Raw genomic sequence first — 11,581 nt, 5'->3', positions numbered from 1 at the left:
ATTCCTGCTGCTAAACCATTGAAACTGCGCGAAATGAGATCAAGCTCCCGGCGAGGGCGGGGCTCCTCAGCCATACTCATCGCCGATCCCGTACTCTTTGTAGATATCGAGCGGATCCGCCTCCGGGAACAGGCGGCATTTGGCCTGGGCCAGGTGCAGGCTCACGGCGGCTGGTTCCTTGCCATTCGCCAGCATCTTCCGGATGTCGTCCATATGCGCGCTCGGCTGGTGCTTCGCCTCGAGCTGCTCCAGCGCGACCAGCGCGGTCGCAAGCGCCTCGGTCAGGACCCAATCGTCGTGGCCCGTGATTCCCTTTTTCGGCATCGGCAGACCCCACATGCGGTGGCAGCGAGCAGTCTACCGTAGCTTCCGCGGAATCTCCATCGAGCCGCAGCGGGCCTCGTGGCGAGCCTGGGACAGCCCGATGACGATGCTCTCGCTTGCATTATGGCGACGCGTGGCTAAAAGGCGGCGGCGCAGGGGCGATGGTATCTTTGTTGAAACAAAGTTGGCGTAGACGGGCGTGCGCGGCATCCAGGCTGGCTGTTCCCGCCTGAATCCCACGTCCCCGAATTCGCAACACGCTTCCGGTTGCGCGCCTTCTCTCGGCTGGAGCCAGTATGGCCTTTCTAAGCATCATCTACCGCTTCCTGACCAACTTCGCGTTCATGGCGATGGTCTATTTCAGCCTGAACTTCATGGAGAAATATCCGAACCGGGCGATGCTCGCGATCCTGGTGCTGGTCTACAGCGCCATGCGCGCTGCCTCGACGCTGCGCTCGTTCTATTTCTTCCAGAAGATCGAGAAGCTCGAATCCGAGGTGCGGCGGCTTCAGGGCCCCATCAATGACGGCAGCGGCGGGACGAACGCGCGCAAGCAGGTCGTGACCGACGTTGCACGGCTGCGCCGCGACGGCGAGCTCAAGTCCTATATGGACCTGTTCTTCCTGGCGCTGATCGTGCTGCTCTGCGTCGCCAACATCATGCGGCAGTAAACAGGGCTTGCTGCAACAAGGCTTACTGCGCCCGCTTCTTCAGGCTGGCAACCCGCGTCGGGCGCGGTGGTGCGCCCTTGGCCTGGCTTACGTGTTTCGGCACGGCATGCGCAGCATGCGCCGTCCGCCGTGCCTGCACCCTGGCCGCCTTGCCTTTGGCAGCATGAGGCGTCTCGGCCGCCATGGCGAGCCGCGTCGCTGCGCGCCGCGATAATGTCGTCGACAGCAGCACCTCGATCGAGCCTTCGGGGATCGCGAAGAGATCGCGGCCGGGCGCGGGCAGGGTTGCCGCGACATCCGCCTGCGCGATGGTCTTGCGCGGCAATAACGGCTGGTGCGCGGCTTGCGCGTTGAGATCAGCCAAGCCGGGCGCGGGAAGCCTCTCGGTCTGCGTGAACACGAAATTCGGCACGGCTGGCCAGCGCGCGATCGGCGTCGTCTCCGTCGGCGGATGCAACAGCCACTCCACCGCCATGGTCGGCGTCGCCGGCCGGTCGGCCGTGGCGGGCACCACATGCACGATGCGATAGCCGCGCGCCTTGAGGTCGCGGATGATTTTTGGCAGCGCCGCCACCGTGCGGGCCTGGATGTCGTGCAGCAGCAAGATGCCCTTGCCCTTGGCCTCCAGCCGCTGGATCGCGAGCTGGTAGACGCGATCGGGCGACACATGACGCCAATCGTCGGCCGGGAAATCGGCGCTCCAGACCTGGATGCCGCGTGAGATCAGGAGGTTTTCGACGCCCTCGGCGCGCATCAGGCCGGGAATGCGGAAGAACGGCGCGAGCTTGGACGGATCGGTCATCGCCGCCGAGGTCCACTCGATGCCGCCGTTGATCTGCGCCTCGGCTTTGTCGAGCGGCATTTTGTTGAACGTCAGCGGATGGGTCATGCTGTGGGTGCCGACGGTATGGCCCGCCGCGACCAGCTTGCGCACGCCTTCCGGGTTCGCCTTGGCCTGTTCGCCGATGATGAAGAAGGTCGCCTTGATGCATTCGTCCGCGAGGATCTGAAGCACCTGGTTGGAATTTTTCGGCAGCGGACCGTCGTCGAAGGTCAGGACCACCTCGTGATCCTTCAGCGGCAGCGTCTCACGGTACTGCATGGTGCCGATGCGCGGATGTTCGTGCGGATCGACGACGATGGTGCGGGAGGTGCCGAGCGCGTCCGGATGGCCGGGGCAGTCGGCCGCGAAGGCCGCTGGCGACGCCGTGGTCAACAACCCCAGAAGCAGGACGGTCCACGATCGCGTCCGGAAAGCAACGCCAGTGCCGATCATGAATCTCGTCTGCCCTCACACGCGATGGCCGCAATATTCGTTGGTCGGAGCCGTCCCGAAACGGTTCAGGCTGGGGACCTCTGTCATCATTGCATGGGGTAGCATGAACAGAGTGTTAATAGGGCCCAAATCACCCCATTTTGCGCCGGCGTGACATTCCGGCATCAACGCGCGTCGGCGTTCTTCTGGGCCGCGCCCGCCGGCACCACATGAACGATGTGGTAGCCGTTCTCCCGCAAATACCGCAGGAAAGCCGGCATGATCGCGGCCGTGCGCGCCTTGGGATCGTGGAAGAGGATGATACCCTTGCCGGCGGCGGCGAGGCGCTCGGTGATGAGCTTCAGTTCCTCATCCGGCGTCATCTCGTTCCAGTCGCTGGCCCAGAGATCAGCCCCAAACACGACGATGCCGCGCGACTGGAGCAGGTCCAGCTCTGCCTGCGTCGATTCAAAATAGGGAAAGCGGAAAAACGGCGTCGAGGGCGTCGTGGTCGACACCCCGTGCAGTGCCGTCTCGTCGGCGGCGATGCCGCGGTCGATTTCGCCCTTCGCCTTGTCGAACGGGATTCGCGCCATGAACGGATGCGACCAGGTGTGGTGGCCGATGGTGTGGCCCTCGCGGGCGATGCGCTTGACCATGTCGGGGTGTTCGGAGGCGTGCAGGCCGATCAGGAAGAAGGTCGCGCGCACGCATTCCTGCGCCAGCGCCGCCAGCACCTTCGATGTCGTCGGGGGATGCGGGCCGTCGTCGAAGGTCAATACGACCTCGTGGTCGGCGAGCGGCAGCGTCTGCGGAAAGCTCTTCAGGCCCACGCGCGGCGTGGTCTTCGCATCGACGCTCAGGACCCGCGAGGTCCCCAGCGCGTCCTTGCGCGGGCACTCGGCGGCCGCGGCCGAGGCGATCCCGGCGAGGGCAGCGAAAGCCACGCCCACCGTTATCGAGGTCCATTTCGGTCGATGCATCTTTGTCATTGCGCTCGCGATTAGCATGTGGGTATTGCCTGACCCGTCAGCCCAAACCACCTGATCAACCCGTCAAACGGCGAGGCGTACCATGGATGACCATATGGACGGTACCGCTTCCGCCGAGGCCTCGGTACTCGACCACGTTCCGATGCGCAATGAAGACGGCCAAATCCGGCACGAATTCGTCGAGGAGATCGCGCATACGATCGAGGCCGGCGACAGCGCCGCACTGCGCGCCTGCGTTGCAGAGCTGCACGAGGCCGATCTCGGCGATCTGATCGGGGCGCTGGAGCCCGACGACCGCGTCCGCCTGGTCGAGCTCACGGGGCGCGACTTCGACTTCTCCGCGCTGAATGAGGTCGACGAGGCCGTGCGCGAGGAGATCCTCGACGAGCTGCCGCCGGAAACGGTGGCCGAAGGCGTCCGCGAGCTCGAATCCGACGACGCGGTCGAGCTGCTCGAGACCCTCGACGAGGACGAGCAGGAGGAGATCCTCGAGAAGCTGCCGCTGCAAGAACGCGTCGCACTCGAGCGCAGCCTGCTTTATCCGGAAAATTCCGCCGGCCGGCGGATGCAGACCGAGTTCATCGCCGTGCCGCAGGATTTCACCGTCGGACAGGCGATCGACTACATGCGCGATACGCCCGATCTGCCCGAGCGCTTCTACGAGATCTATGTCGTCGACAAGGACCGGCACTGGCAGGGCGCGGTCTCGCTCGACGTCCTGCTCCGCGCCCGCCGCCCGGTGGCGCTTGCCGAGCTGACCGACGAGGATCGCCGCCGCGTCTCCGTCCTGGAGGACCAGGAGGAGGTGGCGCGCATGTTCGGTAAATATAACCTGGTCGCAGCTCCCGTGCTCGACACCCAGGATCGCCTCGTCGGCGTCATCACCGTCGATGACGTCGTCGACGTCATCGAGGAAGAGGCGGACGAGGACCTCAAGGCGCTCGGCGGCGTCAACAGCGACGAAGAACTTTCCGACACCGTGTTCACCATTGCGCGCGCGAGGTTCAACTGGCTGCTGGTCAATCTCGCCACCGCCTTCCTCGCGTCCTCGGTGCTCGGCCTGTTTGAGGGCCAGCTCGAGAAGATGGTGGCGCTCGCGGTGCTGGCGCCGATCGTCGCAAGCCAGGGCGGCAATGCCGCGACCCAGACCATGACGGTTGCTGTGCGGGCGCTTGCCACCCGCGAGCTCGGTTCCTCCAACGCCTGGCGCGTGGTGGTGCGCGAGACCACGGTCGGTCTCGTCAATGGCCTGGCCTTCGCCGTGATCACCGGCATTGCGGCGGTGGTCTGGTTCAAGATCCCCGGCCTCGGCATCGTCATCGGGCTCGCGATCATCGTCAATCTCGTCGCCGGCGCGCTCGGCGGCATCCTGATCCCGATGGCGCTCGAGCGGGTGCGCGCCGATCCGGCCGTGGCCTCCGGCACCTTCGTGACGACCGTGACCGACGTCGTCGGCTTCTTCTCCTTCCTCGGCATCGCGACGCTCTGGTTCGGGCTGAAGTAGGGGCGCACTCTGGGGCGGTACGCGCCCGCTGCCACCTTTAATCCGAACTTAAGCGTACTGCCGCATCATCGCCCCGCTTGGGGGAATGAGCATGCGTGTGCGGCTGAAGGCGGACGGACGGATCGTCGAGTTGCGGGACGGGCAAGAGTTTCCTGTCCAGCCGTTTCCTGTCCAGCCGTTTCCAATCCAGCCCGCGACCAATGCCGCGCCGGCCGACGCCGGCTCGCTCGCGGTGCGCGACCTGCGCCGCCGTGCCTGCCTCACCCAGATGGAGTTCGCCGCCAAGCTCGGCGTGCCCGTCGAGACCATCCGCAACTGGGAGCAGGGCAAGCGCGCCCCGCGCGGCCCGGCGAGGGCGCTGCTCGCGGTGATCGCGCATGCGCCGGACATGGTGTTCCAGGCGCTCGCCAAAGCCTGACCTCAAGGCTTTGCGCGAACTTCCCGTTAGCATTGCACTGAATATCCGGCCCAACCACCGCGGCTTCCGTTGGCAGCCTCACGGGCCGGGTCCATAATGCGTTAGGGGCGACCGCAACAGAGAGGCTTCTCATGCTGTTCGTCGAGGCCAATGGCGCAAGCATCCCGGCGCTCGGGCTCGGGACCTGGGAGTTGAGCGACCGGACCTGCGCGCGCGTGGTCGAGCAGGCGCTGCGGCTCGGCTACCGCCACATCGACACCGCCCAGATCTACGACAATGAACGCGAGGTCGGCGACGGCCTGCGCGCCTCCGGCGTGCGCCGCGACGAGGTCTTTGTCACCACAAAAGTCTGGACCAACCATTTTGCGCCCCACGATCTCGAGCGTTCGGTCAAGGAGAGCCTGGTCCGCTTGCGGCTTCCGTCCGTCGACCTCTTGCTGTTGCACTGGCCCAATTCGCACGTGCCGCTGGTGGAGACGCTGGGCGCGCTGTCGCATGCCAAGCAAATGGGCCTGACGCGGCACATCGGCGTCTCCAACTTCACGGTGGCGCTGATCGAGCAGGCGGTCGCGCTGTCGCCGGAGCCGCTCGTCTGCAACCAGGTCGAATATCACCCCTATCTGGGCCAGGCGAAGGTGAGGGCGGCCTGCGACCAGCATGGGCTGGCGCTCGTTGCCTACAGCCCGATCGCCAGGGGCCGCATCAAGGCCGACCAGACGCTCGCCGCGATCGGGCGCGCCCATCGCAAGACGCCGGCGCAAATCTGCCTGCGCTGGCTCGTGCAACAGAATGTGTCTGCGATTCCCAGAACCTCGCGCGTCGAGCGTCTGTCGGAAAACATCGAGATTTTCGATTTCGAGCTTTCGGACGACGAAATGACGCAGATTGCTGCGCTGGCCAGTCCGAAGGGCCGGCTGACGGATTTCGGCTTCGCGCCGAAATGGGATTGAGGGGCGGGTGCCGTATGCCAAGCATGATCCGGAAAAGTGCTAAGCGGTTTTCCGACAAGATCATGCTCAAACAAGAGCCTAAAGCGCGATGACGGTTGATCCCGACCTCATCGCGCTTTAGGAGCAGGCCGGCAACCCAAGATCAGGCGATGGAACTGCAGAAGATCATACGGACGGACATTGCAGCGTCGGCGATCGCGCATCTGACGCTGGTGGGGCTGATCATCCTGATCAGCGAGGTCCATCCATTTCGTCCCGTGCCGCCCGAGACGGTTTCGGTCGATATCGTCACGCCGGAGCAGGTACAGGAGGAGATCAAGGAGCAGGAGGCCAAAGAACAGGTCAAGGAGAAGGCGCCGGAGCCACTCCCAGATCTGCAACTGCCGAAGATCGACTTCACCGACAAGGACAAGGCGGCGGTAGCGCCGAAGGCTGCGGCCAAGCAGCAGGCCGCGCCGCAATCATCGCAGAAGCAGGCGTCGTCCGAACCGCAGCAGAAACAGCCGCAGCCACAGCCCTCGCAGGCGCCGAAGCAGCGCGAGGCCAACGCGCAGCCGCAAACGCCTCAAACGCAGCCGCCGCAACCACAAGCTCAGCAACCGCAACAACAGCCGCCGCAATCGCAGTCGCCGCCGCAACAGCCCCCGCCGCAGCCTCAGCCTGAGCAGCAGCCGCCACCCGCGATGCCGCAGCCACAGGCCGCGCCCCCGGCCTATCAGCCGCCGGAGCCGGACGTCACCGTCAAGTACGGCGTCCTGCTGGGCCTGCCGCCCGAATTGCCGGCCGAGCCGAAAGACGCGCCCAAGGATGATGGCGGCGATGCCAAGGATTCGATCAGTGCGAAGCTGCCGCCCGAGGTCATCGCCGAGCTTCGCCGGCATTTGAGGAGCTGCGCCAAGCTGCCGGCCGGGGTCGCGCCGAGTGACAATTTGCGCATCAAGCTGCGCACGGTGCTCGCCACCAACGGCACGCTGGCGCGCCCGCCGATCCTGATCGAAGCCCCGCCATCCACCAAGGGGGTGGCCCTCGTGAAGTCGGCGATGAGCGCGCTCGAGGCCTGCCAGCCCTACACGATGCTGCCCGCCGACAAGTACCAGGAGTGGAAGGTATTGGACCTTCCGTTCACGCCGCAGGATTTTGGATCGTGACGCCCGTACAACCGGGCTACTTCTGCATCTGCAAGTCAAAGCCACGAACCGGCGCGAGACACGCCGCACAATATTCCACCCGCACTTCGCTACTGCCCGTACAGGGCTGACCCACCGCCATCAGGAAGCGCATCGGCTGGGCGATGAAGAAGCTGGAGGACTGCACCCGGCAAGTGGCCCGTGACTTCAGTTCATTCGTGAGCGCGTCGAGCCTCATGAAATGGCGAGACGTATCGGTGTAGCCGGCATAGTCGAACAGCTCGAATGGCGGCCTGTCCTCGCCGCGAAAGGCTTCGCGAAATGTCGTGACTTGCGCGTGGACGAATCCGGCGAGGAGTAGCGCGACGGCAGGCATTTTCCAGTTCGCGCGAAGTCCGTCGACGGCGAGCGCGATTGAAACGAACAGCAGGAACTGGGGTATGATGTAGTATCGATCGGCAACACTGGCGATCGAAAGCCGCAGCGCCGGGAAGTAGGCGATCGTCCACAGACAGAACAGCGGCAGCAGGAGCTGCTCTGCTTCGCTCGGTTTGGCGCGGAAGGATCGGAGTGCGACCGCCGCGAACAATGCGAGCAGCAGCGCCATGCGCAGGTGCAGCGCGATCATTTCGATCGGGCCGGGCAGGTAGGAGACGACGCGCTCGAGCAGGATCACGCCCGAGACCGTGCCGAAAAAGCTGACATCGCCGATCGGTGACGCCGCCAGCGAGAGCAACACGAAACCGACAAGCACAATGTTGGCAAATCTCGCGACACGCCGATTGGTCAGGGCTTTCATTGTGTGCGGAAGGAGCCGGTCCTCGATGCGAACATAGGCGTGGGTCGCGAGCGCAATCAAAGCGAGGCCGGCCAGCATCGCCGGCAAGGCCCGGGCCACAAAGGCGCCATCGCCGACATAATGCCTTGCGCACAGGACGAGCTGAACCAGCAGGTTCAGTTGGCCGATCAGCAATAGCCTTGCGCTGCTTTCGCCCGGCCATTTGAGCGCGACGAGGAGCGTCGCCGCGGCGAAGGAGAGCGCCGCAGCAACGAATATGGCGTGACTCCAGCAGCCCAATGAGAAGGCAAGCAGCAGCAGGAAGAGCCAGCGATGAGAGCTTCGGCTTTGGTCCAGCAGATGTGGCAGAGCCAGCAGCACGAGCGCGAGCAGCAGGTTCTGGAGTGCGTTCACCTCCCAGGCGACCCGGCTGTAGAACAGGAAGAGCAGCGAGGATCCCATCGCCAGCGCGAAATAGAGCGCGGCCGCGCCTCTTGTCCAGAGCGCGAGGGCCGTCAGGCCTAGGGCCAGTCCATTGAGGATGGCGCCCGCCAGCCGCAGGCTGCCGACGCTGGCCGGGACGACCGAGAAGACCTGGCTCACGATCTCGGGGAACAGCGAGCCGGTGTAGCCGTTCATGCCGCGAAGCGTGAACATTCCGCGGGCCTGCTGCTCGAGCGCGCGCAGTCCAACCCAGGCTTCATCGCCGTGCAAGCCGGGAAATGAATCCAGCCGCACCAGAAGGCCGGCGATGACTATGGCCGTGATCGATGCCAGCAGCCCGGCGTAGGCGATGTCGTTCGATCGTTTCGGCTTGATTGCAGTGTGTGCCGATGCCGGCCGAAGGTCAGGATCCATTGCGCCTGGCTGCCGCTGAATTCGCGGCATGAATACGTGGGAAAATATCCCACGTCAATGGCTACAGAAGCCTCGTCGTGGGCTAGGGCCGCCCGGTCCGAGGCGTCAGCCATGCGATCATCACGGCATGCGGCGTTCGCCGGCTGCGTGGCAGGCTGTGTCTTTCGACGGCGCGCCGTGCAAAGGCGGCGGCCTGCTCGGCGGATCGCCGCTGCTCGGGCGCCAGAGCCATCCACTCGCGAATGACGGCGCGTCGTGTCTTCGATTTCAGCATCTGATTAAATCTTCGAGGAGGTTGGCGAGGTGAGTGCTTACGCCGCCTGCTGAACGGGGATGGCATGCCAACGTTGCGCCAGAAGCACGCTGCCGCAGGGATGCTCGGCGCCTTGCAGGACGACGAAGCCGCGCTTCATCACCGCGGCACGAAGGGTGTCCTTCGCCGCCGCCTTCTGCGCATCGAGCCAGATCACCAGCGCGGCGCGGGGGCTCAGGAAGTCGTCGAGCCAATCCATTGTCGCATCGAGGGCGTGCAGCGTGCGTCGCCGCCAATCCACCAACGCGACTTCATATTGACCTGCCGGGAGGCCGCAATTGCCCGCTGCCGCGGCCAGCAGATATCCGCGACGATGCAACTCAATCATCAATTCCATGCTCTTTACGCCGACCACGACGATGCGCTGCCGCGTCGAGCAGTTCGCGATTGCCATCATCGGATCGATGATCCTGTTGTTGGTCTCTGGGGTAGACATCATTTTCACCAGCTCGTTGATTGCTGTCTGGCAGGATAGGACTGGGAGTCCGTCGTGGCGACGTTTCCACGGTCGGCACCCCGCGCATGTCCTGCGATATGTCGCGCTGCCTTGCGCGATGCCGCGGATATGTCGTGGGATGAGGTATGATTTCGAGACTGACGCAGCGATGATTGCATAAGATCGGCATAGGGACCGGCGTTGGGAGGCTCCTCGCTTCCGAGGCTTATGCCGCGCCTAGAAGAAGACGGTGCGATCCCTATCGAATTCAAATGCCGACAGCGCCATCTTCCGGACCGCGCTTGCCATCGCGCATTGTGTGGAGACCAAAATGTCCGCTTATCGTGCATTGATCATGGGACGACATGACCGCCCAATAAAAATGATCCAGATGGATTGCGTTGACGATGAATCCGCTATCACCTGCGCCGAAAGGCTCGTCGATGGCCGCGATGTGGAGCTTTGGCAGATGGATCGGCCCGTGGCCAGATTCGATGTCCGGTCCGGGAAGATGTGCAGGAAGTGAACCGTAATGCTACGCACTGTGGTTCGCGAGCCAAGTGAAAGCTGCCAGAATTCCCGGCAGTTGCAGATCGTGACGAAGCTTGCCGGACGCCGGCAGGAAGCGATGGTCGACGGCAACACCAACTCGGCGCAGCGCCTCGACATAGGCGGTTTGAACTGACGCCGACACACGCTGGTCGTGCGGATCGGTCAGCACGATGATCTTCTGCGGAGGATGGCGTGCCACCTCGGCGACATGGTCGATCGGATCGAGGAAGTCGGCGTGGCCGGTGATGTCGGCGGTCCAGCCGTTCTCGCGGTTGCGCTGCGCCACCGCCGTATTTCCAGAAGTGATCACCGCGCAACCGATATCGTCGCGGCGCGCGAGCAGTGCGGCCACGAGATGGCCGCCGCCGGATTGGCCGACGAGATTGAGGCGACGCCAGCCGAAATGCGCCTTGAGCCGGGTGAGCGCCGCATCGACCAACGCGACCTCGCGCGGCCGCCGCCGGTCGAGATGACGACCTGTGGACCCCAGGATGCCGGGGCGCGCCAGATGGACATAGGGGCGATGGAAGCTGGCGCTCAGCTGTTCGGTCAGCGCCTGCACGTCGTAAGCCGTCGCTGCAACGTACCACTCGTTGGCCACGACCTCGCTACCGCGCTTCTCCACGGCATCGCCGCGCAGAAAGATGACGGGGTCGGCCGGCGCACCTTCGGGCGTTGCACCATAGAAGGCGAGAACGTCCGGCTTGCCGTCGACCTCGACCAAAACGCGTCCCGGACCATCGCCATCGGATGCGGAGCATTCAACGCCGCGGACCACGTCTGTCCCGGAGAAGAGCGTGGTCGGCAGGTCCGCGATGTCTGGAAATCTAATCATGCTTTCAGTTGCACCCAGTCGCGCTCTCAATGTCAAGTAACGCACGCGAAATCTGCGGACAGCACGCGGCAAGAGGCTCCCGCCGGCAATGGCGTGCCCGACGGGCAAAACACCTGCGGGGCCGTCAAGCCGTGAGCGTATATATTCCACTTTACCGAAATTCGGAAATGTCGTATGTGTCGGCCATCCCGGCTTGACCTTGAGGGGCGATCATGTGTCGTCATTTTTCGCGAGCCGGGCTTGCGGTGGACGCAGCAGCGTCGGGCGTGAGATGTGCGGGCAGGGCGGATTGCTCTCCGTGAGCCCGAGGCTTCACGCCGACGAGCGGCGCTGAGAGTTCGTCTCGCCAATATCCCGGTGGCTGTGTGCACCACGCCGTCGGGCTCTGTGGCGAACAAGCGAACGCGCGTACGGCAAAACCGTGTGGTCCTGGCCGTCGTTGCTACGGTCAAGCTTTCGCGGAGGCGGCATTCGCGTCAACCGGCGCGGTGTCGGCGACTTTCGCGAAGGTGAGGGAGGCCAGAACGAACTCGGCTCCCGGGAGAGCACGGCATAAGCCGTCAACCCA

Annotated in this window: 13 protein-coding genes; 6 read left to right on the top strand and 7 right to left on the bottom strand. The window is 64.4% G+C overall.

Annotated features, from left to right (window positions below; translation table 11 throughout):
• Window positions 1-66: 66 nt before the first annotated feature.
• Complete coding sequence (locus UB31_RS15510) at window positions 67-324, bottom strand: hypothetical protein (RefSeq protein ID WP_197087451.1); 258 nt, start codon at window positions 322-324, stop codon at window positions 67-69.
• A 296-nt stretch (window positions 325-620) separates the two neighbouring features.
• Between UB31_RS15510 and UB31_RS15505 the strand changes: the two genes are divergently transcribed.
• Window positions 621-995 carry a hypothetical protein gene (locus UB31_RS15505; RefSeq protein ID WP_045008095.1) on the top strand — a complete coding sequence of 125 codons (375 nt, stop codon included), beginning with the start codon at window positions 621-623 and terminating at the stop codon, window positions 993-995.
• A gap of 22 nt (window positions 996-1,017) precedes the next feature.
• Here UB31_RS15505 and UB31_RS15500 read toward each other — a convergent pair whose 3' ends face one another.
• Window positions 1,018-2,271, bottom strand: coding sequence for a polysaccharide deacetylase family protein (locus UB31_RS15500; RefSeq protein ID WP_045011457.1), 1,254 nt, complete (start codon window positions 2,269-2,271; stop codon window positions 1,018-1,020).
• Window positions 2,272-2,435: 164 nt separating this feature from the next.
• Window positions 2,436-3,242 carry a polysaccharide deacetylase family protein gene (locus UB31_RS15495; protein ID WP_045011456.1) on the bottom strand — a complete coding sequence of 269 codons (807 nt, stop codon included), beginning with the start codon at window positions 3,240-3,242 and terminating at the stop codon, window positions 2,436-2,438.
• Between the two features lie 82 nt (window positions 3,243-3,324).
• On the opposite strand from UB31_RS15495, the gene mgtE reads away from it, so the two are divergent.
• The 4 genes from mgtE (at window position 3,325) to tolA (ending at window position 7,262) form a co-directional block, all read left to right on the top strand.
• Window positions 3,325-4,746: a magnesium transporter gene (gene mgtE, locus UB31_RS15490; RefSeq protein ID WP_045011455.1), complete on the top strand. Its 1,422-nt coding sequence runs from the start codon at window positions 3,325-3,327 to the stop codon at window positions 4,744-4,746.
• Between the two features lie 85 nt (window positions 4,747-4,831).
• Complete coding sequence (locus tag UB31_RS15485; protein ID WP_045011454.1) at window positions 4,832-5,164, top strand: helix-turn-helix domain-containing protein; 333 nt, start codon at window positions 4,832-4,834, stop codon at window positions 5,162-5,164.
• A gap of 131 nt (window positions 5,165-5,295) precedes the next feature.
• Window positions 5,296-6,114: an aldo/keto reductase gene (locus UB31_RS15480; protein ID WP_045011453.1), complete on the top strand. Its 819-nt coding sequence runs from the start codon at window positions 5,296-5,298 to the stop codon at window positions 6,112-6,114.
• Window positions 6,115-6,263: 149 nt separating this feature from the next.
• Window positions 6,264-7,262 (top strand): cell envelope integrity protein TolA, encoded by a 999-nt coding sequence (tolA, locus tag UB31_RS15475; RefSeq protein WP_045011452.1) that lies wholly within the window; start codon window positions 6,264-6,266, stop codon window positions 7,260-7,262.
• Window positions 7,263-7,278: 16 nt separating this feature from the next.
• Here tolA and UB31_RS15470 read toward each other — a convergent pair whose 3' ends face one another.
• The 3 genes from UB31_RS15470 to UB31_RS15460 are packed head-to-tail and all read right to left on the bottom strand — an operon-like array spanning window position 7,279 to window position 9,629.
• Entirely contained in the window at window positions 7,279-8,907 is a 1,629-nt protein-coding gene (locus UB31_RS15470; protein WP_156175358.1) for a hypothetical protein, read from the bottom strand.
• 52 nt (window positions 8,908-8,959) lie between these two features.
• A complete protein-coding gene (locus tag UB31_RS15465; protein WP_045011450.1) occupies window positions 8,960-9,151 on the bottom strand; it encodes a hypothetical protein in 192 nt (63 codons plus the stop codon).
• A 37-nt stretch (window positions 9,152-9,188) separates the two neighbouring features.
• Window positions 9,189-9,629 carry a hypothetical protein gene (locus tag UB31_RS15460; RefSeq protein ID WP_045011449.1) on the bottom strand — a complete coding sequence of 147 codons (441 nt, stop codon included), beginning with the start codon at window positions 9,627-9,629 and terminating at the stop codon, window positions 9,189-9,191.
• Between the two features lie 328 nt (window positions 9,630-9,957).
• On the opposite strand from UB31_RS15460, the gene UB31_RS42405 reads away from it, so the two are divergent.
• The gene (locus UB31_RS42405) at window positions 9,958-10,152 is read left to right on the top strand and encodes a hypothetical protein (RefSeq protein ID WP_156175357.1); all 195 of its coding nucleotides are present in this window, start codon (window positions 9,958-9,960) and stop codon (window positions 10,150-10,152) included.
• A 9-nt stretch (window positions 10,153-10,161) separates the two neighbouring features.
• On the opposite strand, the gene UB31_RS39900 is transcribed toward UB31_RS42405, so the two are convergent.
• Window positions 10,162-11,013, bottom strand: coding sequence for an alpha/beta hydrolase family protein (locus tag UB31_RS39900; RefSeq protein WP_050032479.1), 852 nt, complete (start codon window positions 11,011-11,013; stop codon window positions 10,162-10,164).
• Window positions 11,014-11,581: the final 568 nt, after the last annotated feature.

The sequence above is a fragment of the Bradyrhizobium sp. LTSP849 genome, assembly GCF_000938255.1.
In the GTDB taxonomy this organism is placed as follows: Bacteria; Pseudomonadota; Alphaproteobacteria; order Rhizobiales; family Xanthobacteraceae; genus Bradyrhizobium.
The sequence above is the reverse complement of the archived record's forward strand: the minus strand, read 5'-3'. Positions and strand labels throughout refer to the sequence as shown.